Source organism: Microbacterium sp. 4-7 (assembly GCF_014332665.1).
GTDB lineage: Bacteria > Actinomycetota > Actinomycetes > Actinomycetales > Microbacteriaceae > Microbacterium.
In genome coordinates this window covers 407,655-429,999 of sequence record NZ_MCRH01000001.1, presented here as the reverse complement: position 1 = coordinate 429,999, position 22,345 = coordinate 407,655, and the positions used below count along the sequence as shown (strand labels likewise).

Annotated in this window: 20 protein-coding genes; 13 read left to right on the top strand and 7 right to left on the bottom strand. The window is 68.9% G+C overall.

The window, feature by feature from the left end; all coding sequences use genetic code 11:
• Positions 1-55 precede the first annotated feature (55 nt).
• Genes BEP68_RS01975 through BEP68_RS01950 form a run of 6 tightly spaced genes read left to right on the top strand, consistent with a single transcriptional unit; the run spans position 56 to position 6,802 of the window.
• Positions 56-1,756 (top strand): ABC transporter substrate-binding protein, encoded by a 1,701-nt coding sequence (locus BEP68_RS01975; RefSeq protein ID WP_187249068.1) that lies wholly within the window; start codon positions 56-58, stop codon positions 1,754-1,756.
• Positions 1,757-1,796: 40 nt separating this feature from the next.
• Positions 1,797-2,762, top strand: a complete 966-nt coding sequence (locus BEP68_RS01970; RefSeq protein ID WP_187249067.1) for an ABC transporter permease — start codon at positions 1,797-1,799, stop codon at positions 2,760-2,762.
• Positions 2,759-3,661 carry an ABC transporter permease gene (locus tag BEP68_RS01965; RefSeq protein ID WP_187249066.1) on the top strand — a complete coding sequence of 301 codons (903 nt, stop codon included), beginning with the start codon at positions 2,759-2,761 and terminating at the stop codon, positions 3,659-3,661. The genes BEP68_RS01970 and BEP68_RS01965 overlap by 4 nt, the downstream gene beginning before the upstream one ends.
• Positions 3,658-4,665 (top strand): ABC transporter ATP-binding protein, encoded by a 1,008-nt coding sequence (locus BEP68_RS01960; RefSeq protein WP_187249065.1) that lies wholly within the window; start codon positions 3,658-3,660, stop codon positions 4,663-4,665. Before BEP68_RS01965 ends, BEP68_RS01960 begins: the two co-directional genes overlap by 4 nt.
• Positions 4,662-5,678 carry an ABC transporter ATP-binding protein gene (locus BEP68_RS01955; protein WP_187249064.1) on the top strand — a complete coding sequence of 339 codons (1,017 nt, stop codon included), beginning with the start codon at positions 4,662-4,664 and terminating at the stop codon, positions 5,676-5,678. The genes BEP68_RS01960 and BEP68_RS01955 overlap by 4 nt, the downstream gene beginning before the upstream one ends.
• A gap of 44 nt (positions 5,679-5,722) precedes the next feature.
• The gene (locus BEP68_RS01950; protein ID WP_187249063.1) at positions 5,723-6,802 is read left to right on the top strand and encodes a tartrate dehydrogenase; all 1,080 of its coding nucleotides are present in this window, start codon (positions 5,723-5,725) and stop codon (positions 6,800-6,802) included.
• A gap of 33 nt (positions 6,803-6,835) precedes the next feature.
• Here BEP68_RS01950 and BEP68_RS01945 read toward each other — a convergent pair whose 3' ends face one another.
• Complete coding sequence (locus BEP68_RS01945) at positions 6,836-7,186, bottom strand: TraR/DksA family transcriptional regulator (protein ID WP_187249062.1); 351 nt, start codon at positions 7,184-7,186, stop codon at positions 6,836-6,838.
• 105 nt (positions 7,187-7,291) lie between these two features.
• Between BEP68_RS01945 and phnD the strand changes: the two genes are divergently transcribed.
• Genes phnD through BEP68_RS01920 form a run of 5 tightly spaced genes read left to right on the top strand, consistent with a single transcriptional unit; the run spans position 7,292 to position 11,522 of the window.
• Complete coding sequence (gene phnD / locus BEP68_RS01940; protein WP_232224512.1) at positions 7,292-8,236, top strand: phosphate/phosphite/phosphonate ABC transporter substrate-binding protein; 945 nt, start codon at positions 7,292-7,294, stop codon at positions 8,234-8,236.
• Positions 8,233-9,153 carry a phosphonate ABC transporter ATP-binding protein gene (locus tag BEP68_RS01935; RefSeq protein WP_315985251.1) on the top strand — a complete coding sequence of 307 codons (921 nt, stop codon included), beginning with the start codon at positions 8,233-8,235 and terminating at the stop codon, positions 9,151-9,153. The genes phnD and BEP68_RS01935 overlap by 4 nt, the downstream gene beginning before the upstream one ends.
• On the top strand, positions 9,137-10,027 hold the full coding sequence (phnE, locus tag BEP68_RS01930; protein ID WP_187249061.1) for a phosphonate ABC transporter, permease protein PhnE: 891 nt from the start codon (positions 9,137-9,139) through the stop codon (positions 10,025-10,027). Before BEP68_RS01935 ends, phnE begins: the two co-directional genes overlap by 17 nt.
• On the top strand, positions 10,024-10,791 hold the full coding sequence (locus BEP68_RS01925; protein ID WP_187249060.1) for a tyrosine-protein phosphatase: 768 nt from the start codon (positions 10,024-10,026) through the stop codon (positions 10,789-10,791). Before phnE ends, BEP68_RS01925 begins: the two co-directional genes overlap by 4 nt.
• Positions 10,788-11,522: a TetR/AcrR family transcriptional regulator gene (locus tag BEP68_RS01920; protein WP_315985250.1), complete on the top strand. Its 735-nt coding sequence runs from the start codon at positions 10,788-10,790 to the stop codon at positions 11,520-11,522. The genes BEP68_RS01925 and BEP68_RS01920 overlap by 4 nt, the downstream gene beginning before the upstream one ends.
• A 215-nt stretch (positions 11,523-11,737) precedes the next feature.
• On the opposite strand, the gene BEP68_RS01915 is transcribed toward BEP68_RS01920, so the two are convergent.
• Positions 11,738-14,278: an MMPL family transporter gene (locus tag BEP68_RS01915; RefSeq protein ID WP_187249059.1), complete on the bottom strand. Its 2,541-nt coding sequence runs from the start codon at positions 14,276-14,278 to the stop codon at positions 11,738-11,740.
• Between the two features lie 69 nt (positions 14,279-14,347).
• Between BEP68_RS01915 and BEP68_RS18335 the strand changes: the two genes are divergently transcribed.
• Positions 14,348-14,920, top strand: coding sequence for a TetR/AcrR family transcriptional regulator (locus BEP68_RS18335; protein WP_187249058.1), 573 nt, complete (start codon positions 14,348-14,350; stop codon positions 14,918-14,920).
• 21 nt (positions 14,921-14,941) lie between these two features.
• Here BEP68_RS18335 and BEP68_RS01905 read toward each other — a convergent pair whose 3' ends face one another.
• The 5 genes from BEP68_RS01905 to BEP68_RS01885 all read right to left on the bottom strand — a co-directional run bounded on the left by BEP68_RS01905 (position 14,942) and on the right by BEP68_RS01885 (position 20,646).
• The gene (locus tag BEP68_RS01905; RefSeq protein WP_187249057.1) at positions 14,942-15,652 is read right to left on the bottom strand and encodes a DUF2786 domain-containing protein; all 711 of its coding nucleotides are present in this window, start codon (positions 15,650-15,652) and stop codon (positions 14,942-14,944) included.
• A gap of 244 nt (positions 15,653-15,896) precedes the next feature.
• Positions 15,897-16,040, bottom strand: a complete 144-nt coding sequence (locus BEP68_RS01900) for a hypothetical protein (RefSeq protein WP_171821968.1) — start codon at positions 16,038-16,040, stop codon at positions 15,897-15,899.
• The gene (gene purL / locus BEP68_RS01895; protein WP_053098386.1) at positions 16,037-18,370 is read right to left on the bottom strand and encodes a phosphoribosylformylglycinamidine synthase subunit PurL; all 2,334 of its coding nucleotides are present in this window, start codon (positions 18,368-18,370) and stop codon (positions 16,037-16,039) included. The genes BEP68_RS01900 and purL overlap by 4 nt, the downstream gene beginning before the upstream one ends.
• An 84-nt stretch (positions 18,371-18,454) precedes the next feature.
• On the bottom strand, positions 18,455-19,138 hold the full coding sequence (locus tag BEP68_RS01890; RefSeq protein ID WP_187249056.1) for a helix-turn-helix domain-containing protein: 684 nt from the start codon (positions 19,136-19,138) through the stop codon (positions 18,455-18,457).
• A complete protein-coding gene (locus tag BEP68_RS01885; RefSeq protein ID WP_187249055.1) occupies positions 19,135-20,646 on the bottom strand; it encodes an APC family permease in 1,512 nt (503 codons plus the stop codon). The genes BEP68_RS01890 and BEP68_RS01885 overlap by 4 nt, the downstream gene beginning before the upstream one ends.
• A gap of 220 nt (positions 20,647-20,866) precedes the next feature.
• Between BEP68_RS01885 and BEP68_RS01880 the strand changes: the two genes are divergently transcribed.
• Positions 20,867-22,339 carry an APC family permease gene (locus BEP68_RS01880; RefSeq protein ID WP_053098388.1) on the top strand — a complete coding sequence of 491 codons (1,473 nt, stop codon included), beginning with the start codon at positions 20,867-20,869 and terminating at the stop codon, positions 22,337-22,339.
• Positions 22,340-22,345 lie beyond the last annotated feature (6 nt).

Sequence of the window (22,345 nt, the reverse complement as noted above, 5' to 3'; positions counted from 1 at the left end):
GCACGACAGCACGCCCGAAGTGTCCCTCAGTAGCCCGATCACAGGAGATCCGACCATGTCGAAATCGCCCCTTCGCTCTGTTGCACCCGCCTCCCGTCGCGGCTTCGTCGCCGCTCTCGCCGTCGCCGCGCTCATCGGCTCGCTCACCGCCTGCTCGTCGTCGGGCACCACGCCGGAGCCCAGTGAGGTCGCGGTCGTCGACGGCGGCGAGATCGTGATCGGCGCCGAGCAGGAGCCCGACTGCGCCGACTGGATCGCCACCTGCGGCGGGTCGATCTGGGGCACGTACATCATGCAGATCCCGACGCTGCCCGGTGTCTTCCAGACGCGGCAGGTCGACGACGAATGGGTGCCGGTGCCGTCTGACCTGGTGACCGCCGAGCCCGAGGTCGAGGTCGCGGACGACGGCACCCAGACGATCACCTACTCGATCAACCCCGACGCGGTCTGGTCGGACGGGGAGCCGATCACCTCGGCCGACTTCGAGTACACGGCGCTGCAGATCCGCGACGGCGACGACATCTTCGACAAGACCGGCTACGACCGCATCGCCTCGGTCGACGCGACCGACCCGTCCACCGCGGTCGTCACCCTCAGCTCGCCCTACGCCGGATGGCGCACCCTCTTCAGCGTCTACGGCATCATGCCCGCGCACCTGCTCGAGGGCCAGGACCGCAACGCGCTCATGGCCGACGGCTACGACTTCAGCGGGGGTCCGTGGAAGATCGACGAATGGACTCGCGGCACCTCTGTGACGCTCGTCCCGAACGAGAACTACTGGGGTGAGAAGCCGCACCTCGACAAGGTGACCTTCCTCTTCCTCCCCGACACGACCGCCGCGTTCCAGGCGCTCAAGAGCGGCCAGGTCAGTGCGCTCTACCCCTCGCCGCAGCTCGATGCGCTGAACCAGATCGATGCAGGGCTGCCCGGCATCCAGTCGCAGGTCGATGCCCGCAGCGGCAACCTCGAGGCGATCTGGCTCAACAACTCGGCCGCTCCCTTCGACTCGGTCGCCGTGCGCCAGGCACTCGCCTACTCGATCGACCGCGATGCCATCGTGAAGCGCCTGTTCGGCAGCCTCGGCATCGACGAGGCCCAGCAGAGCTTCAACTCGCCGATGGTCGCACCGTTCGCGGCCGACGACTTCTCGCAGTACTCACTCGACCTCGACAAGGTCGACGAGCTGATGGAGGGCGACGGCTGGGCGAAGGACTCCGACGGCGTCTGGGCGAAGGACGGTGAGACGGCGACGTTCGCGATCAAGACCCTCGCCGGCAACAAGCGCCGCGACCTCACCGTGCAGGTGCTGCAGTCGCAGCTCGCGGATGCCGGATTCGAGATGACCATCGACCAGGTGACGCCCGCGGACCTGTTCGGCACGATCGCCCCGCAGGGCGACTTCCAGGCCGGTATCTGGGCTCTGGTCGACACGTTCCCAGATCCCACTCTCAGCTCGACGTTCTCATCGGTCAACATCCCGAGCGAGGCGAACGGCTTCTCCGGCATCAACTTCTACCGCACCGACATCCCGGGCCTCAACGACCTGCTCGCGCAGGTCGACAGCGAGGTCGACCCGGATGCGCGCATCGCCGCCTCCCACGAGGCCGACGCGCTGATCGCCGAGAACGTGCCGTCACTGCCGCTGGACGCCGTGCCCAACGTGCTCCTGTGGAGCGACACGGTCGGCGGCCCGCTGCAGATCAACCCGGTCGAGGGCCCGTTCTGGAACCTGGCCGAGTGGGGCCTGGCCGGCTGAGCCGGCTCGGACAGGCAGAGCAGGACAGGAACGAGGCGACGTGATCACCTTCATCGCACGACGGGTGCTGTACTCGATCCCGGTGATCATCGTCGCCTCGTTCATCCTGTTCTGGGCGGTGCGCTCGACGTTCGATCCGCTCGCCAAGCTGCGCCAGGCGCATGACCCGGCCGTGATCGCCCGCGAGGTGGAGAGACTCGGTCTCGATCGGTCGATCCCCGAGCAGTATCTCCTGTGGCTGCGGTCGCTGATCGTCGGAGACTGGGGCCTCAGCACCCGCACGGGAACCCCGGTCCTGCCGCTGATCGGCGATGCGCTGTGGCCGACAGTGCAGCTCGCCTTCTGGGGGCTGATCATCGCGGTGCTGATCGCCGGCGGCATCAGCGTCTACTCGGCCGTCCGTCAGTACTCGCTCGGTGACAACCTGCTCACCGGCGCCTCGTACATCGGCATCGCGATGCCGGCGTTCTGGTTCGGACTCATCCTCATCCAGACGTTCGCGGTATGGCCCAAGGAGGCGTTCGGGCTCAGCGAGCCGCCGCTCTTCTTCATCGGGCTGCACTCGCCGGGCGAGACCGGTGTGATCGATTACATCCGGCACCTGATCCTGCCCGTCGCCGCCCTCATGATCGCGCTCGTCGCATCGTGGAGCCGGTTCGGGCGGGCGGCGATGCTCGACGCCCTGTCGAGTGACTACGTGCGCACGGCCAGAGCCAAAGGGGTGCCGCGTCGTCAGGTGATCTGGCGGCACGCGGTGCGGAACTCGATGGCGCCGTTCGTCACCGTCGTCGCCCTCGACGCCGCGATCCTCATCGGAGGTCTCGTCGTCACCGAGCAGATCTTCGCGATCCCGGGCATGGGGCGGCTGTTCCTGCAGTCGCTCGTCGCCGGCGACGTCTACGTGCTGCTGCCCTGGATGGTCGTGGTCGCCGTCGCGGTCGTCGTCTGCAACCTGATCGCCGACATCGCCTATGCGGTGCTCGACCCGAGAGTGAGGCTGTCATGAGCGGTGCAGGCATCGCCGGACGCGAGGAGATCCTCGCCGAGCAGGATCCGCAGAAGGCGCCCACCCGCCAGCTGCTCAGAGGGTTCCTGCATCACCGACTCGCGGTGACGAGTCTCATCGTGCTGGCCATCCTGCTGATCGCGTGCTTCGGCGCCGGCTGGCTCGCCCCGTACCCGCAAGGGCAGCAGGATCTGCTGCTCGGCCCGACACCCCCGTCGGGCGAGCACTGGCTCGGCACCGATGAGCTGGGCCGCGACTACCTCAGCGAGATCCTCTTCGCGGGGCAGATCTCGCTCGCGATCGGCCTCGCCGTCGCTCTCCTGGCGACGATCGTGGGCACCGCCCTCGGGGCGATCGCCGGGTACGTCGGCGGCTGGGTCGGCGAGCTCATCATGCGCATCACCGACCTGTTCCTCATCGTCCCCGCCATCGCGCTGCTCGCGGTGATCCTGCAGGGGCTCGGGCCCTCGCCGACGACGATCGTCCTGGCGCTCACGGCACTCGGGTGGACGTACATCGCCCGCGTCGTGCGCGCCCAGGTGCTGTCGCTGCGGGAGAAGGACTTCATCGACGCGGCGCGCGGCATCGGAGCATCCGGATTCCGCATCGTCGTCTCGCACCTCCTGCCGAACCTCGCGGGCGTGATCGTCGTGGCGATGAGCCTCGCCGTCGCGTCGTCGATCATCGCCGAGTCGACCCTGAGCTTCCTCGGGTTCGGTGTGCAGCCGCCCCAGACCAGCTGGGGCTCGATGCTCAGTCAGGCCGCGGGATATGTGGGCACACCCCAGGTGTACCTGCTGTACTTCCCCGGCCTGTTCATCCTCGTCACGGTGCTGTGCGTCAACTTCATCGGCGACGGACTCCGTGACGCCCTCGACCCGCAGGGGAAGAATCTATGAGCACCGCAGAGATCCTCCTCGAGGTCGACGACGTCGCGATCAGTTTCCCGACGGATGCCGGCCTCGCTCGAGCCGTCGAAGGCGTTTCGTTCGTTCTACGCACCGGAGAGACGGTCGGCATCGTCGGCGAGTCCGGATCGGGCAAATCGATGACGGCGATGGCCATCATGGGGCTGCTGCCGAAGAAGGCCGTCGTCACCGGATCGATCAAGCTCCGCGGGCGTGAGCTCGTCGGACTCTCGGACGCCGAGCTGCGTGAGATCCGCGGCAAGGACATCGCGATCGTGTTCCAGGATGCTCTGACCGCGCTGAATCCGGTCATGCGGGTGGGCGAGCAGCTGATCGAGGCGGTGCGGGTGCATCGGCCCGAGTCGACGGCGGCCGAGCGAAGGGCGCGGGCCGTCGAGCTGCTCGATGTCGTCGGCATCCCCTCGCCCGAACTTCGGGTCGACCGTTTTCCGCACGAGTTCTCGGGCGGCATGCGGCAGCGTGTGATGATCGCGATGAGCATCGCGAACGAGCCCGACCTGCTGATCGCCGACGAGCCGACCACCGCCCTCGACGTCACGGTGCAGGCGCAGGTGCTCGAGGTGCTGCGCGAGGTGCAGCGGCGCACGGGCACGACCGTGCTGCTCATCACCCACGACCTCGGCGTCGTCGCCGGCACCGCCGATCGGGTGCTGGTGATGTACGCGGGCGGGCTGGTCGAGACGGCCGACGTCGACCCGCTGTTCTACGAGACCGCGCATCCGTACACGGCGGGGCTGCTCGCCTCGCTGCCTCGGCTCGACCGCCGCTCGTCTCGGGACGAGCGGCTCTATCAGATCGCCGGGCAACCGCCGGTGGCGACAGCCTGGCCCGGCGGATGCCGCTTCGCACCGCGCTGCGCCCATGCGGTCGAGGGGCTCTGCGATGCCGTGGTGCCACCGCCGATCGAGGTGGGCGCCGGGCATACGGCCGCATGCGTGCGGGTCGACGAATGGCAGAAGGAGGTCGTGTCATGAGTGATCGCGTCGTGAGCGAGGTCGTTCGAGGAGGCACCGGTCTGACCGTCGAGGGGCTCGTGAAGGAGTACAAGGTCGGCGGAGGGCTGTTCGGGCGCACGCGCGACGTCGTGCAGGCCGTGTCGGATGTGAGCCTCTCGATCGATGCCGGCCAGACGTTCGGCCTCGTGGGCGAATCCGGGTGCGGCAAGTCGTCGCTCGGGCGCAGCGTCGCCCGATTGCAGTCGAGTGACGGCGGCACGATCCGGCTCGGCGGCGACGACATCACCGGCCTCGAGGGCGGGCGGCTGCGGGCGCTGCGGCGTCGGGTGCAGTTCGTGTTCCAGGACCCCTACGCATCGCTCAACCCGCGCAAGTCCGTGCGCGCCACGATCACCGAACCACTCGTGATCCACGGGCTGCACCGTGGACGGCACGAGCAGCGGGTCGAGGAGCTGCTGGCGCAGGTGGGGCTCAACCCGGCCCACGCCGATCGCTTTCCGCATGAGTTCTCGGGCGGTCAGCGCCAGCGGCTCGGCATCGCGCGCGCTCTCGCGGTGGAGCCCGAGGTCATCGTGCTCGACGAGCCGGTCAGCGCCCTCGATGTGAGCGTGCAGGCCGGAGTGCTCAACCTGCTCGACGATCTGCAGCGCGACCTCGGTCTCACCTACCTCTTCATCGCGCACGACCTGTCGGTGGTGCGACACCTGAGCGACCGCGTCGGGGTCATGTACCTCGGCAAGCTCGTCGAAGAGGGACCGGTCGATGAGCTCTACGAGCGGCCGCTGCATCCGTACACCCAGGCGCTGCTGTCGGCGATCCCCGTGCCCGACCCCCGAGCCGAGCGGGCGCGGGAGCGCATCGTGCTGACGGGTGACGTGCCGAGTCCGGTCTCGCCGCCGTCCGGATGCCGCTTCCGCACCCGCTGCTGGAAGGCCACCGAAGTCTGCGCCGAGGTCGTGCCCCTGCTCGTCGACCACGGCGACACCCACGGCGTGGCCTGCCACCACCCCGCCGAGCGGGACGTGCTCTGAGGTTCGCTCCTCCGTCCCCTCTGTCCGTACCCGGAAGGAATCCCATGACCACCACGCACCGCATCGCCGTGATCGCCGGCGACGGCATCGGCACCGAGGTGATGCCCGAGGGGCTGCGGGTGCTGCGTGCCGCGGCATCCCGCTTCGACATCGCGCTCGAGTTCGAGGAGTTCGACTTCGCTAGCGCCGCCTACTGGCAGAAGCACGGGCGGATGCTGCCGGAGGACTGGTTCGAGACGCTCAGCGGGTTCGACGCGATCTACTTCGGCGCCGTCGGCTGGCCCGATGTCGTGCCCGATCACGTGAGCCTCTGGGGCAGCCTCATCCAGTTCCGGCGTGCGTTCGACCAGTACGTGAACCTGCGACCGTGCCGTCTCATGCCCGGCGTCGTCTCTCCGCTCGCCGGCCGCGAGCCCGGTGACATCGACTTCTACGTGGTGCGCGAGAACACCGAGGGCGAGTACTCGTCTATCGGCGGGCGCATGTTCGAGGGCACCGAGCGGGAGTTCGTGCTGCAGGAGACGGTGATGACTCGCACGGGTGTCGACCGGGTGCTGCGGTATGCGTTCGACCTGGCGCAGAAGCGCGGCGGCCATCTCACGTCCGCGACGAAGAGCAACGGCATCTCGATCTCGATGCCCTACTGGGACGAACGGGTCGCCGCGGTCGCCGCGGACTACCCCGATGTGCGGCGTGACCAGTTCCACATCGACATCCTCACCGCGAACTTCGTGCTGCATCCCGACTGGTTCGACGTCGTGGTGGCGAGCAACCTGTTCGGCGACATCCTCTCGGACCTCGGACCGGCATGCACCGGCACGATCGGCATCGCACCGAGCGCCAACATCAACCCGGAGGGGCTGTTCCCCAGCCTCTTCGAGCCCGTGCACGGCTCGGCGCCCGACATCGCCGGGCGGGGAATCGCGAACCCGATCGGCCAGATCTGGTGCGGTGCGATGATGCTCGAGCACCTCGGGTATCCGGATGCCGGGGCCGCCGTGCTCGGCGCGATCGAAGACGTGCTCAGCAGGGGAGCGGATGCTGCGCCCTTCACCCCCGACCTCGGAGGCACCGCCACGACGGTCGAGCTCGGTCGGGCGATCGCCGAGGTCGTCGGCGGTTAAGGGTCTGCGGCGTCCAGTTCTGCGGGGCGCCGATCAGAGGCCGAGCTTCTCCGCGCAGGCGACGCAGTGCGTGGCGAACGGGCGCACCTCGAGACGCGCCTCGGGAATCGGCCTGCCGCAGTGCGCGCAGACGCCGTAGGCGCCGGCATCCAGTCGTGCGATCGCGTCGTCGACCTGCTGGAGTTCGGATGCCGCCGCGTCGGCGAGCCCGGTCAGCCGTGACCACTCGGACGAGAGTGTGACGCCCTCGGGGTCGTGCTCGTCGTCGTCGTTCGAGCCTTCGCGATCGTGCATCAGCTCGGCGAGGGTCGCCGCCGTCGATGCGACCCGCGCCGTCGCCTCGGCGCGCAGCATCTCGAGGCGTGAGCGGGCATCCGACGTCATCCGCACACTCTAGGCGGCACCTCCGACACCAGCCGTTCACTCAGCGTTCCGTTTCGAGTACGGCGGTCTCGTAATTGCCTGTCACCTTCGCGAGTTGGAATACCCATGTTCTCGGAATTCGGGAACGCCTCCTCCCGAAAGGTCATCATGCGCCGCCTCACCCTGCCCGCCGTCGGCCTCCTCGGCGTCGCCGCCCTCGCCCTGACCGGCTGCCAGAGCCCGTCCGCCGAAGCGGCCCCCGCCGACCCGAACGCTCCTCTCACGATCGCGACGATCCCGGTCGGCGACGACCCCACAGCCGAGAACCCCGTCGAGGTCTTCGCCGAGCTGCTCGAAGACGCCACCGGTCGCGACGTCGAGATCACCGATGTGCCCGACTACCTCAGCGTCGTCGAGGCGATCCGCGCCGACCACGTCGACATCGGCATCATGAGCGGCTTCCCCTCGGCGCTCGCCGTGAACACGGGCGAGGTCGACGCGCTCGTCGCCTTCCAGGGCGACGGCAAGCCCGTCTCGACCTGTGTGGTGCTGAACGACTCGCCGATCCAGACCGTCGAGGACCTCGAGGGCAAGACCGTCGCCTTCGCCGACCAGGCGTCGAGCTCGGGCTACTTCATGCCGGTGTACATGCTGCATGAGGCGGGCCTCGAGCAGGGCACCGACTACGAGGCGATCTTCGCCGGCGGACACGAAGGCAGCTTTGCCGCGCTCGAGCAGGGACAGGTGGATGCCGCCTGCACCGCCGTCATGCTGACCGAGCTCGGCGCGCCGATGTTCCCGTTCGCCGACGGGGAGTGGCGTGCGGTGGGTGAGAGCCCGGCGATGGACATCCAGGGTGCTGTGCTCGGACGTCAGTCGCTCGACGCCGAGACCCGCAAGGTCATCCAGGAGGGCATCGCCGAAGTCTTCTCGCCCGAGAACGCCGAGCGCCTCGGAGCGTACGGCGCCTTCGCCGCCGCCGAGCAGACCGTCGACCCCGACGGCTCGTCGTTCGCCTCGTTCGCCGAGATCGCCGCGGTCGCCGGTGTCGAACTCAAGGACCTCAAGTGACGAGTCCCGCACCCGTCGTCGCTTCACTGGAGAACGCGCGCGGTGCGTCCGCCGATCGGCATGTCGCCGCCCGACGCGCCGAGACGGCATCCGATGGTCTGGGATCGCCGACGGCGGAAGAGCTCCGCACCCCGACCGCCGAGCTGCGCCAGGCCCTGCCGCTCGTCACGGTGCGCGACCTCAGCGTCGCGTATGACACCACCACCGTGCTCGACGGCGTCGATCTCGACCTGTTCCCGGGCGAGATGGTCGCGCTGCTGGGCGCCTCGGGGTCGGGCAAGTCCACCCTGATGCGCAGTCTCACGGGCTTCGCGCCGATCTCGGCAGGGTCGGCGCGGGTCGCCGGCTACGACGTCACCAATCTCGCGCGCGGCGAGCTGCGCACCCTGCGGTCGGATGTCGGCCAGGTGTTCCAGCAGTTCAACCTCATCCCGCGCCTGAGCGTCATGACGAACGTGCTGGCCGGAGCCCTGCACGGCGCGGGCTCCATCAATCTGGTCGGCGGCTTCTCGAGCGCGCACCGTCGCCGCGCACTCGAGCTGCTCGATCGCGTCGGCATCGCGCACAAGGCCAACGAGCCTGCTCGCTCGCTGTCGGGCGGACAGCAGCAGCGCGTCGCGATCGCCCGCGCTCTCATGCAGCAGCCGAAGGTGATCCTCGCCGACGAACCGGTCGCGTCGCTCGACCCGAAGCTCGCCGACTCCGTGCTCGGTCTGCTGCGCGAGATCGCCACCGAAGACGGCATCCCCGTGCTCGTCAGCCTGCACGTGCTGCCGCTGGCCCTCGCGCACAGCGACCGCATCATCGGCCTGCGGCACGGACGGATGCTGGTCGCCGGCGCCACTTCGCAGCTGGATGCCGCGGCCCTTGCGCCGCTCTACGACGACGAGGAGCACGACGATGACGCTCACCACTGACCCCCGCTCCACGGCAGGGTCGGCAGGCTCAGCCGGCCCCGCCGCCGGCACGACCGACCGCTCGATCTCGAGGCCGACCCTCGACCCTGCCGAGCGCTCGCGGCTCGAGCGGGCGTTCCGGGTGCCGCGCGCGAGGTTCCTGCTCGGGCTGCCGATCGCCGCCCTGCTGCTGATCTGGTCGTTCAACGGCGCCGAGTTCAACTTCATCAAGCTGGGCGACGGCGCGGTCAACATGGGCGAGTTCCTGTCGCGCCTGCTCCCGCCGGACTTCTCGAAGATCGGCACGATCCTCGCGCTGCTGCTCGAGACCTTCCAGATGGCGGTGGTCGGCACCGTGCTCGGAGCCGTGCTGTCGCTGCTCGTCGCCTTCGGGGCATCGTCGAATATCGCGCCGAAGTGGGTCTACTACCCGACGCGCTGGGTCATGAACATCATCCGCTCGGTGCCCGACCTGGTGTTCGCGCTCATGTTCGTCTCGGCTGTCGGACTCGGTCCGTTCGCCGGCATCCTGGCCATGACCCTCGGGTCGATCGGGTCGATCGGCAAGATCTTCGCCGAGGCCATGGAGCAGGTCGACCGCGGACCTGTCGTCGCCATGGAGGCGGTCGGTGCCTCGAAGCGTCAGGTCATCCAGTACGGCATCCTGCCGCAGAGCGCACCGCTGCTCACGTCCTACACGCTGCTGCTGTTCGAGGGCAACGTGCGCGGCGCGACCATCCTCGGCCTCGTCGGCGCCGGTGGCATCGGCCTCGAGCTGACCACCGCCATGCGCATGTACGACTACGGCCACCTCAGCGCCATCATCATCTGCATCATCGTGCTGGTCACGGCGATCGACCAGGGCAGCGCCCTCATCCGAAGGAGAATCACATGACCATCGCCGACATCGACCTGGTGCTCAGCGCCCCCGTGAACCTGCGCGACCTCGGCGGCATCCCGATCGAGGGGGGAGTACTGCGGGAGGGTCTCGCGATCCGCACGGATGACCTCGCCTACGTCACGACCGAGATCGCGTCGCAGCTCGTAGCCGCAGGGCTCACCGCGATCATCGACCTGCGCTCGCCGCTCGAGGTCTCGGTCACGGGGCGGGGTCCGCTCGCCGACTACCCGGTCGCGTACCACCACCTGCCGCTGATCGCGGATGTCGGGGAGTCGATGAACCGCGACGCTCCCGAGCTCAGCCACGACGCCATGGGCCGGATGTACCTGCGCATGGTCGAGGTCGCCGCACCCCAGCTCGTCACCGCGCTGAACGTGATCGCCTACACGCCGGGAACCGCGGCGTTCCACTGCGCGGCCGGGCGCGACCGCACCGGAGTCGTGGCGGCGATGCTGCTGCTCGCCCTCGGCGCGGCTGATGATGACATCGTCGCCGACTACGCCCTCACCGGCGGCAACATGGTCGCGATCATGCAGCGCACCGCACCCGTGATGGGCGCGATGTGGAAGGCGCTCGGCTTCGACGCGGATGCCGCCGGTGCGACGTCGTCGCTGTTGGAGGGTTCGATGGAGGTGTCGATGCGCACCCTGCTCGACACCCTCCGCACGCAGCACGGCGATGCACTCGCTCCGCTGCGAGCGGCGGGACTGTCGGATGCGACTGTTGCGCGGCTCCGTGAGCGGGCGCTCGCCGCGTGACGACCGTGGAGCTGGAGGCTCGCGTCGCGAGCCCGGGTGACGCTGTCGGTGCCGCTCCGGTCGCCGTCGGAACTGCGGGCTCGACGTCTGCGGGCGCGAACCGCGCGGGCGCGACGGATGCCGGGGCTGCGGTCCGCCGCCGCCCCGGCCGTCCGCGCGATGAGGACATGGACGGGCAGATCGTCGCCGCGACGCTCGAGATCATCGATGCGGGCGAGGACGTCACCGTCAGCCGCGTCGTCGCGCGGAGCGGAGTCAGTCGCGCTGCCCTGTATCGGCGGTGGCCGTCGCTCACGACGCTGATCGCGGCGGCGCTCGACGTCGGACGCACCATTCCGCCCGAATACCCGGACCATGTCGACCTGCGCGAGGCGCTGTTCGACGGGTTCGGTCTCGGTGACACCGGGGTGGCGCTGTCTGTCGCGGCATCCGGCTATGCGGAGGAACGATTCCGGCAGCGCATCCGACTCGTCATGGCGGATCGCGCACTGCAGAAGGCGTACTGGCAGTCGCACGTGTCGCGGCGACGAGTGCCGCTCCTGAACGCGTTGCGCGCGGGAATCTCCCGTGGCGAGCTGCGGGCCGACCTCGACGTCGAGGCGTGCTTCGATGCGATAGCCGGCACCGCGTACTACCAGATCGTCGTGCGCGGCGACCGGATGGACGACCCTGCGGTGGCCGCTCGCCTGCGGGCTGCGGTCGAGACGATCTGGCGCGGGATGGTGGCCTGACTCACGCGTCCCGGGGACCCAGGTATCCGGGTGAGGTGATGCAGACGGCGGGCTGCGTCACGAATGGCGGCTGAATCGTCCTCAGGAGATCTCACGCACGGAAGGAGATCTCACCCATCGAAGGAGCATTCCTCGGATGGGCTCCTTCGTTGTGCGAGATCTCCTTCGCAGGGACGCCGAGCGGCAGTCCGCGCGGCACAGCCACCGCCGCGACGTCAGCGCGCCTCAGGCGTCTCCGAGCTCGCCACGACCTGCACCGTGTCGGTCCTGACTCCCGGGTGCTCGCGCTCGAGCGCAGCACCCTCCATGTCGACGTTCGGAAGGATGCGGTCGAGCCACCGCGGCAGCCACCAGGCCGACCGGCCGAGCAGGTGCATGAGCGCCGGCATGAGCAGCATCCGGACGACGAAGGCGTCGAGCAGCACACCGAACGCCAGGCCGAAGCCGATCGAGCGGATGATGGTCGACTCCGAGAAGATGAACCCGCCGAAGACCGACACCATGATGAGTGCCGCGGCGACGACGACCGAACGTCCGGCCCGGAAGCCCTGGGCGACGGCATCCCGTGCCGAGGCTCCGTGCACGTACGCCTCGCGCATCCCCGAGGCGAGGAAGAGCTGGTAGTCCATCGCCAACCCGAACAGGATGCCGACGAGGATCACGGGCAGGAAGCTGAGGATGGGCCCCGGGCTGTCCAGGCCGATGAGGTCTGCGCCCCAGCCCCACTGGAACACGGCGACGATCAGGCCGTAGGTCGCGAACAGCGAGAGCACGAAGCCACCGGTGGCGATGATCGGCACGAGCAGCGAGCGGAACACGACGATCATGATGAGCAGCGAGAGCCCGACCACGACCACGAGGTACAGCGGCAGGACGGCGGCCAGTGCCTCGGAGATGTCGATGTTGGTCGCGGCCTGCCCGGCGACGCCGAGGGTGATGCCGCCGTCGAGCTGCGGCAGGGCGCGGATGTCCTGCACGAGCTTCTCGGTCGATGCGCTGTTCGGGCCTTCGGCGGGGAGCACCTGGAACGCGAGCAGGGTGTTGTCGTCGGAGTTCGCGATCGGGGCGACACCCACGACGTCGTCCTGGTCGGCGATCTTCTGGGCGATCTCGACCTGCGTGGCGAGCAGGTCGTCGTCGCTCACCGCGTCGTCGAGGGTGGCTGTGACGAGCAGCGGACCGTTCGCCCCTTCGCCGAACTGCTCGTCGACGATGTGGAAGGCGCGGTAGCTGGTCGAATCCGACGGTTCGCTCGCGCCGTCGGGCAGTCCGAGGCGCATCGACATCGACGGGATCGCGACGATCAGCAGTGCGATCACGCTGACGAGCACGGTGACGATCGCGCGGAGCGTGGACATCCGCTTCACGGGCTTGCCCGCGGCGTGCGGCTGGCCGATCGTGGAGCGAGCCTTGCCGCTGAGCAGTCGTGTTCCGACGAGGCCGAGGATCGCGGGGGCGAGCGTGATGGCGACGAGCACGGCGACGCCGACGCAGACCGCGCCGACCGTGCCCATGAGTCCGAGGAACGGAACGCCGGTGACGTTGAGGGCCAGCAGCGCGACGATCACCGTGGTGCCGGCGAACACCACGGCCGTTCCCGATGTGCCGGTGGCGAGGCCGATGGATTCGCGAACCGGAACACCATTGAGCAGCTGCTTGCGGTGCCGGTTCACGATGAAGAGCGAGTAGTCGATGCCGACGGCGAGACCGAGCATGACGCCGAGCACGGGGGTGACGGATGCCATGTCGACGACGCCCGAGAAGGCGAGAGATGCGGTCACGCCGACGCCCACGCCGACGACGGCCGTCACGATCGGCAGCGCTGCACCGATAAGTGTGCCGAGCATGACGATCAGCACGACGGCGGCGAATGCGAGTCCGATCGCTTCGCCGACGCCGAAGATCTCGGGCACGCCCTGCGCGATGTCGGTGCCGAAGTCGACCTCGACGCCCTCGATCGGCGAGGACTCGAAGTGCTCGATCGTGCCCTGCTTGACCTCTTCGGAGAGTTCGAGACGGGGGTCTTCGAACGAGACGTTGACGATGGCCGTCGAGCCATCCTCCGAGACGACGCCGATGCCGTTCGTGAGGTCGAGGAGCGTGGAACCGAGGTCGACCTTCTCGGCGTTCGCATCGAGTTCGGCGCGCGAGTCGTCGATGGTCTTCTGCTGCGCATCGAGCTGGGCTGCCTGCGCGTTCAGAGCTTCGATCTGCGCATCCAGTGCTGCGAGCTGCTGGGCCGGAGCGCCGCCCGCTTCTGCCTGCGACCGAGCCGTGGTCAGCTGGTCGAGACCGGCCTCGAGCTGCGTGCGACCCTCGTCGAGCTGCGTCCGACCGGCGTCGAGCTGCGCCCGGCCACCCTCGATCTGGTCCTTGCCGTCGGCGAGATCCTGCGCCTGCACGGCCTGCTGCTGCTGCGCGTCGAACGGGTCGATCACGGATGCCACGCCGTCGAGGTCTTCGGCGCTCTTCGCGAGCGCGGAGATCTCCTGCTTCTGCTGCTCCGTGAAAGCCGAGCCGTCGGTCGTCTGATAGACCACCGTGCCCGTGCCGCCGGCGGTGTCGGGCAGCTTCTCGGCGAGCTGGTCGGTCACAGCGCCCGAGGCGGTGCCGGGGATGTCGAAGCTGTTGCTCAGCGTGCCGCCGAGCGTGAGGAACGCGCCGACACCCAGGCCGAGGATGATGATCCACGAGACGATCACCGTCCACGCCTTGCGTGCAGCGAACGAACCCAGGCGGAACAGCAGTGAAGCCAAAACGATCTCCTTCAGACGAATAGATCATACGGGGCGTCTCGTCTAGTGTTCTGTGGTTATCCTGAACGTGTGGTGAACGAGCATCGGAGCGGACCCGTGCGCAGCACGGCTGCCCGTGAAGCGATCCTCGACGCCACCGCTCGCCTCTTCCATAACCAGGGGTACGACCGTCTCACGATCGAGGGAATCGCGAAAGAGGCCGGCGTCGGCAAGCAGACCATCTATCGGTGGTGGCCGTCGCGCGGAGCCCTCATCGGCGAATGCCTCGCCGAGGGCCGCCTGATCCCCGTCGACTTCGTGGTTCCCGACACGGGAGACATCGCCGACGATGTCGAGACCTGGCTGCGCAGCGTGCTGTCCATCCTCGAAGCGCCGGAGGGAGGGGCACTTCTCCGCTCGCTCGTGGCGGCTGCCACCGAGGACGCCGGAGTCGGCGCGCACCTCGGTGAGAGCCTCGGCGTCGAGAAGTACCTCGCCGAGCGCATCCGCGGCGGCATCCGCGACGGGCAGCTCGCCCCGGACGCACCGGTCGAGCAGCTGGGACGGGCGATCCTCGGGGCGATCATCGTCGAGTCCCTCGTTCGAGACGAGCACGACACCGACGCGATCGTTCGGCTGACGCGCTTCCTCTTCTCGCGATAGCAGCAGCGGGCGCGTGCGTGGTCATCGCGGCGAGACCGCTCTGCCGCCGCCGGTCTGGGCCTCCAGGCCCGAACGGTGGCCGTGCGCGAAGGAGCCGGGATCCGCGCCGCGGCGTCGCCGGGCGTGTGTCGTCGCCATCTCGTCGACCGCCTCGTCCACTCGGCTCCGGCGCGAGGTGAGAACGAGCTCGGTCCCCGAGCCGCTCTCTTCGACCGCAGCGCGGCGACTCTGCTCGATCCGGTTCATGGCGCCCGCGGCGAACCCCCGGAGGAAGCCGCTGCGCGCTCGACGTCTCACCCCTTCGCGATGGCCGGCATACAGATCGCGATGCGCGATCCACCACGCGCGCATCGCGACCGTGGCCTGCACCTGCAGACTGGCGGTCAGCGTCTGCACCTGCGTCACATCCGACGAGTGCCCGACCAGAAGCAGGCCGGCGATCGGCGGGTACTCCGCCAGGATCGGGCGCACCGCGCCCAGCCCGTAGGCCACGCCGACGCCGATCTCACGAAGGTCCTTCGCGTAGACGCCGCGGAACAGCATCCTCTCGGTGACGATCTGCTCGCGCGCCTGCCCCAGGAGTCCCCGTCTTTCGTCGATCTGCGCCTGCTCGATCCCGTACTTCACGATCAGGCGCTCGGCGTGCTCGGTCAGAGCCTCGGCCTCTTCGGGCGTCGTGCTCTCGGCCTTGGCGAGCAGTTTGGCGATCAGGTCGAGCTTGGCTTCGGTCATGGCATCCCCCAATGGATCTGTGATGCCTCGGATCCTTCGCGGGGGCGCCTACATTGCGAGGCCGAGTTCCGGGGACTGTGAAGAAACCCGGATGACGGATGCCGGTGCAGAAGTGGATGCCGCGAGGCCGGCCGGGCGCAGGTTCGGACCCGGTCGCCGACACGCCGCGATAGGCGCCGGGGTCGCCGGAGTGCCGCCGGGCACCCTGAACCAGCGTCGGAAAGAGACCCGAGAAGAACCCGATTCAGCCCAGGATCAGCGTGATGACTGTCGCGCCGCCGCCACCCAGGATGAGGGCGATGATGACGGTCCAGGCGACGATGCGCATGCGGCGATTGCGCTTCTCGCCGAGATCGCCGTAGTCCTCGCTCAGACCGTCGCCGCTCATGCGCTGACCGGCTCGGTGACCGTGGGGCCGAAGGCGGCGGGCAGGGTGGCCTGCGAACGCTCGCGGATCTCGGCGATCGGCACAGTGAAGACGTCCTGCACCTCGAGCTTGTCGCCCTCGGAGTCGGTCACGCCGATGCGCATCACCGGGTAGTCGCGGCCTTCGCAGAGTCCGCGGAACTTGACGTCGTCTTCCCGCGGAACGGTGACGATGACGCGGCCCGTCGACTCCGAGAAGAGGGCGGATGCCGCGTCCACACCGTCGCGCTCGATGATCTCGTTCAGCCAGACGCGTGCGCCGACGCCGAAGCGCGAGACGCCCTCGGCGAGGGCCTGCGCGAGGCCGCCTTCCGACACGTCGTGCGCCGACGAGATCAGCCACTCGTCACGGGCGGCTCCGAGCAGACCCGCGAGGCGCTTCTCGCCCGCGAGGTCGACCTTCGGGGGCAGTCCGCCGAGGTGCTGGTGCACGGTCTCGGCCCACGCCGAACCCGAGAGCTCGGTCGAGGTCGTGCCGAGCAGGTAGATGTTCTGACCCTCGTCCTGCCATCCCGAGGGGATGCGGCGCGAGACGTCGTCGATGATGCCGAGCACGCCGACGAGCGGGGTCGGGTGGATCGGCACGTCGCCGGTCTGGTTGTAGAACGAGACGTTGCCGCCGGTGACCGGGGTGCCGAGTTCGTAGCATCCGTCGGCGAGACCGTCGACGGTCTGCCCGAACTGCCACATGACCTCGGGGTTCTCGGGAGAACCGAAGTTCAGGCAGTCGGTGATCGCGGTGGGAACGGCACCCGTGACGGCGACGTTGCGGTACGCCTCGGCGAGTGCGAGCTGCGCACCGGCGTACGGGTCGAGCTGGCAGTAGCGTCCGTTGGCGTCGGTCGAGATCGCGAAGCCGAGTCCCGACTCCTCGTCGACGCGGATCATGCCGGCGTCATCGGGGAACGACAGGGCCGTGTTGCCGAGCACGTAGTAGTCGTACTGGTTGGTGATCCAGCGGGTATCGGCGAGGTTCGGCGAGGCGACCAGGTCGAGGAACTGCTCGCGAAGCACCTCGGGGTCGTTCGACCGCGGAAGGTTCTCAGCGGCATCCGCCTGCAGTGCGTCGATCCACGTGGGGTACGCGACCGGGCGGTCGTAGACCGGGCCGTCGACCGCGACGGTCGAGGGGTCGACGTCGACGATGCGCTCGCCCTGCCAGTCGATGATGAGGCGGCCGTCGCCGGTGACCTCACCGAGGACCGACGTCTCGACATCCCACTTCTGAACGACGGCGAGGAACGCGTCGAGCTTCTCGGGAGCGACGATCGCCATCATGCGCTCCTGCGACTCCGACATGAGGATCTCCTCGGCCGTGAGCGACGGGTCGCGCAGCAGCACGTTGTCGAGCGAGACCTTCATGCCGCTGTTGCCGTTGGCCGCGAGCTCGCTGGTCGCGCACGAGATGCCGGCAGCACCGAGGTCCTGGATCGCCTCGACCAGCTCGTCGCGGTAGAGCTCGAGGCAGCACTCGATGAGCACCTTCTCGGCGAACGGGTCGCCCACCTGCACCGCGGGGCGCTTGGTGGGTCCGGTGCTGTCGAACGAGTCGGATGCCAGGATGCTGGCACCGCCGATGCCGTCGCCACCCGTGCGGGCGCCGAACAGCACGACCTTGTTGCCGACGCCGGTCGCATTGGCGAGCTTGAGGTCCTCGTGGCGGAGCACGCCGACCGCGAGCGCGTTGACGAGCGGGTTGGCCTGGTAGACGGAGTCGAAGACCGTCTCGCCCCCGATGTTCGGCAGACCCAGGCAGTTGCCGTAGAAGCTGATGCCGCTGGTCACGCCGTGCACGACGCGAGCGGTGTCGGGGTGGTCGATCGCGCCGAAGCGGAGGGCGTCCATGACCGCGACCGGACGTGCGCCCATCGAGATGATGTCGCGGACGATGCCGCCGACGCCGGTCGCGGCGCCCTGGAACGGCTCGATGAAGCTGGGGTGGTTGTGGCTCTCGGCCTTGAAGGTGACGGCCCAGCCCTCGCCGACGTCGATGACGCCCGCGTTCTGGCCCATGCCCACCATGAGGCGTTCCTTCATCTCGTCGGAGACCTTCTGGCCGAAGCGGCGCAGGTAGTTCTTCGACGACTTGTACGAGCAGTGCTCCGACCACATGACCGAGTACATCGCCAGCTCGCCGGAGGTCGGGCGGCGGCCCAGGATCTCCTTGATGCGGGCGTACTCGTCGTCCTTGAGGCCAAGCGCTGCGTACGGCTGCTCCTTCTCCGGAGTCGCGGTGGCGTTCTCGACGGAGTCGGGGACGTGCTTGTGGGCAGGTGCAGGGGCGGTGGTCACGCGCACTCCTAGATGAGGGGCCGGCGGGGCATGGCCAGTCTACCGGGGGATGCCGTGGCCATCGGCCCGGGCGGACAGCGGGGTCTACGTCAGGAGCGGCCCGAGCTCCCGTGCGGCCGCGATGAGGGAGAGCGCGATCGAGTCGGAGCTGTCGATCTGCCGGCGCGGGCCCGAGTAGGAGAGTGCTCCGGCGAGCGTGCCGGAGGCATCGGTGATCGGCGCGACGAGGCAGCCACGCTGACCGTCGCGGGCGCGGATCACCCCCTGCGAGCGGAGTTCGGAGACCAGGTCACCGGCGGCGGTCTCCCCGCGCACGACCAGGGGCAGCAGGCCGAGGGCGTAGCGGGTGGGCTCCTGCTGCAGGCCCTGCCGATTCGAGAGGGGGAAGTCGGGGTCCTCATCGGCGACGACGACCCGGTCGTCACGATAGAGCACGAGGTGGATGCCGCCCCTCGCGCTCGCCCTGGTGCGCTCGAGCACGTCCCGTGCGGCGCGCGGGATGCGTTCGACGCCGATGCTGCCGGCCAGCAGCGCCACCTTCGTGCCCAGGGCGAATCCGGTGAGATCCGGCGTCCGGACGAGGTACTCGTCCTGCACCAGCAGGTTGAGCAGGCGATAGGTGGTCGCACGCGGCATCCCGAGCCGGTCGGCCAGCTGCCGCGCTGTGACGCCGGCACCCATCGCAGCGACGGCCTCCAGCATCGACAGCGCGCTGTGGATGGCGGCGGGCTGTCGGGCCGTGATCGATACCGCGTCGCCAGCCGTCATCCGTCGGCGTCCCCCGGTTCGCCCCCGTGTGCGCTGCCGCCGCCGGTGCGGGCCACGCCGCCGAGAACGTGGGCGGCGACCGGCTCGTCGTAGCGCCCGACCTCGCCGAGAGGCGAGCGCCGCCGCCACCGGATCAGTACCGCGGCGATCAGGGCGAAGCCGAGGGCGAACCAGACCCCGGGGTTTCCCGCGGCCGCCTCCGCGACGAGATAGACCGTCAGGCATGCCGCAAGCGCCGCCGCCGCGCTGACGGCGGCGATGATGGAACCGACGGTGACCTCCCCGATACGGCGCAGGAACAGGGGAGCGGCGATGCAGACCAGCACGTAGGCGACGATGTAGCCCGCTGCCGAGATCAGCAGGACGGGCTTCATCGCGTCCCACGGTGACACGCCGGCCGCGACGATCACGAGCGGTGCGAGGACGATCGGCGGGACCGCGACGACGACCGCGCCGATCGGGGTGCGGTGGCGCCCGTGCGTGCGGCCGAGTCGGGCGGGGAGGACACCGTCGCGGGCGAGCGCGAACACGATACGGGTGAGGGCGGTCGTCGAGGCGATCGCGCAGGCCAGACCCGAGGTGGCGATGCCGACGTCCGCCACGGCGGCCCATGCGGAGAGGCCGAAACGCGACGCGAGATCGTCGAGGAGCGCGACCGATGCCGTCCCCCCGATCGCGGCGGCTCCTGCGATCTGCGTGTAGGCGGCGATGAGGTAGAACACTCCGGCGACGCCGACGCTCCACACGATGGCGCGAGGGATGTTCTTCAGCGGCGAGCGGGCCTCGACGCCGAGCGTCGCGGAGCTCTCGAACCCCACGAACGCGGTGATCGCGAGAACGGCACCGCCGGCGACGCCGGCCACGGAGATGCCGTCGGCCGAGAAGATCGCCGCCGGTTGGAGCGGCCCGATGTGCACGAGGAGCACGATCATCAGCGACAGGATCAGCGCGACGGAGATGAGTTCGACGACGAGCGCGACCCGGGATGAGAGGCGGATGCCGCGCACGAGGACGATCGCGAGCACCGCTGCTTCGACGACGAGAGCGCCCAGGGCGATCGGCGTCGCGGCGAGCTGAGGCCACAGTCGGGTCACGAGCATGGTCGCATAATGGGCGCCGCCCAGAAGAGCGAAGATCGAGATGAAGGCATACCCGACGAGGATCGCTGCACCGGTCGCGAGTCCGCCCGCCGCGCCGAGTCCGCGCGCCGCGTAAGTGTACAGGGAGCCGCTGGCGGCGAACCGACGAGTGAACTGGTTGATCGTCCGAGCGACCAGGAACGTGATGATCATGGCGAGGGCCATCACGAGCACGGTGGCGCCGCCCGCCAGGTCCGCCACCAGCAGCACCGCCATCGCCGAGGCGGCGGCTGGGGCGACGGCCGCGACCGATTGCGCGAGGATGTCGGCGAAACCCACGGTGTGTCTGTCCAGTCCGTGCAACGGCGAGCGGGCGGCGAACGAGCGCACGGTCTGCGGGCGCTCGATCGCCTCTTCCAGTGCAGACATGGGGCCTCCGCCTGTCTCGTGATGGGAGGAGGCTACGAGCGGCCTGTTGCCGGAGCGCGTCTGCGATGTTTCACGCAGATGTCACCCGAATGAGACGGCCGGAGTTCCGGCGTCCCGTTCGCGGCGAACGCAGACGTCACTCCGGCGAGACGGGTGGGAAATCCCGCCGCGGCAGGGTGGGGGAACCGCTCCACTCCGCTTCTCTCAGAAGGGTTTGCACATGGTCCAGATTCAACCCAGCGCCACCGAGACCTCCCCGAAGAAGGTCCTGTCGGGATCGCTCGGTGCTACCGCGATCGTCTTCATGGTCGTCGCCGCCGCCTCGCCCCTGACTGTCATCGGCGGGTCCGCCCCACTCGGCATCCTGCTCGGCAACGGGGCGGGCTTCCCGGCGCTGTATGCGATCAGCGCCGTCGTTCTCGTGCTCTTCGCCGTCGGCGTCTCCGCGATGGCCAAGCACGTCCCCAACCCCGGGGCGTTCTTCACCTACGTCGGATATGGCCTCGGACGCTCGACCGGTCTCGCGTCCGCCTGGATCGCGATGCTCACGTATACGACGATCCAGGTGTCCGTGTACGGGTACATGGGCTACGTGCTGAGCTTCACTTTCGAGGGGTTCGGCATCACGCTCCCGTGGTGGCTGTACTCGATCGCCGTCGTCGCGCTCGTCGGGTTCCTCGGCTATCGCCACATCGATCTGTCCAGCAAAGTGCTCGGCGTCCTGCTCTGCGCCGAGGTCGGAATCGTCCTCCTTCTCGTAGCGGCGGTCGTGATCTCCGGCGGCCCTGAAGGTCTGAGCCTGGCTCCGTTCGAGCCGAAGAACGTCGCGAGCGGTTCCCCCGGCGTCGGCCTCATGATGGCGATCGCCGCCTTCATCGGGTTCGAGGCGACCGCCGTCTTCCGCAGCGAGGCGCGCGATCCCGACCGCACGATCCCCCGCGCCACCTATATGGCCGTGATCGGCGTCGGCGTGTTCTACACGCTCGCCTCATGGGGCCTCGTCATGGCGTGGGGCCCCTCGAACATCCTGGAGGAGGCCGCGGCCGACCCGGGAACGCTCATCCTCCGCACGATGTCGGCGTACCTCGGAGCCACCGGCGAGATCATCACGAACATCCTCCTCATCACCGCGATGTTCGCCTGCGTGCTGTCGTTCCACAATGTCGTCGCCCGTTACCAGTACTCCATGTCAGGCGCCGGCGTGCTGCCCGACCGGGTGGGCGCCGTGCACCCCCGGCACATGTCTCCGCACGTGTCCTCGCTCGTGCAGAGCATCACCGCGATCGTCCTCGTCGCGCTGTTCGCCGTTCTGCAGCTCGACCCGGTGCTGCAGGTGTTCACCTGGTTCGCCGGGGTCGCGACCGTGGCGATCGCCCTCCTGATGGCGGTCACCTCGATCGCGGTCATCGTCTACTTCGCGAGGACACGCAAGGACCGGAGGATCTGGAACACCGTGATCGCCCCCGTGCTCGGTTTCATCGGCCTGGTGCTCTCCGTGGTCATGATCGTCGTCTACTTCCCGATCATGGTCGGCGATGCGGATGCCACAGGCGCGCCCGTGTTCGGCGCGGTCAGCTGGAGTCTGCTCGGGCTGGTGATCGTCTTCCCCCTCATCGGGTACGCCCAGGCCGCGTGGATCAGAGCCCGCAGGCCCGCGGCATACGTCAAGCTCACCGACGCCATCGCCGGCTGAGGCGCA

Coding starts and splice junctions, on each gene's coding strand:
- BEP68_RS01975 (WP_187249068.1), top strand. CDS start 56: ATGTCGAAATCGCCCCTTCGCTCTGTTGCACCCGCCTCCCGTCGCGGC.
- BEP68_RS01965 (WP_187249066.1), top strand. CDS start 2,759: ATGAGCGGTGCAGGCATCGCCGGACGCGAGGAGATCCTCGCCGAGCAG.
- BEP68_RS01960 (WP_187249065.1), top strand. CDS start 3,658: ATGAGCACCGCAGAGATCCTCCTCGAGGTCGACGACGTCGCGATCAGT.
- BEP68_RS01955 (WP_187249064.1), top strand. CDS start 4,662: ATGAGTGATCGCGTCGTGAGCGAGGTCGTTCGAGGAGGCACCGGTCTG.
- BEP68_RS01950 (WP_187249063.1), top strand. CDS start 5,723: ATGACCACCACGCACCGCATCGCCGTGATCGCCGGCGACGGCATCGGC.
- BEP68_RS01945 (WP_187249062.1), bottom strand. CDS start 7,186: ATGACGTCGGATGCCCGCTCACGCCTCGAGATGCTGCGCGCCGAGGCG.
- phnD (WP_232224512.1), top strand. CDS start 7,292: ATGTTCTCGGAATTCGGGAACGCCTCCTCCCGAAAGGTCATCATGCGC.
- phnE (WP_187249061.1), top strand. CDS start 9,137: ATGACGCTCACCACTGACCCCCGCTCCACGGCAGGGTCGGCAGGCTCA.
- BEP68_RS01925 (WP_187249060.1), top strand. CDS start 10,024: ATGACCATCGCCGACATCGACCTGGTGCTCAGCGCCCCCGTGAACCTG.
- BEP68_RS01905 (WP_187249057.1), bottom strand. CDS start 15,652: ATGACCGAAGCCAAGCTCGACCTGATCGCCAAACTGCTCGCCAAGGCC.
- BEP68_RS01900 (WP_171821968.1), bottom strand. CDS start 16,040: ATGAGCGGCGACGGTCTGAGCGAGGACTACGGCGATCTCGGCGAGAAG.
- BEP68_RS01890 (WP_187249056.1), bottom strand. CDS start 19,138: ATGACGGCTGGCGACGCGGTATCGATCACGGCCCGACAGCCCGCCGCC.
- BEP68_RS01885 (WP_187249055.1), bottom strand. CDS start 20,646: ATGTCTGCACTGGAAGAGGCGATCGAGCGCCCGCAGACCGTGCGCTCG.
- BEP68_RS01880 (WP_053098388.1), top strand. CDS start 20,867: ATGGTCCAGATTCAACCCAGCGCCACCGAGACCTCCCCGAAGAAGGTC.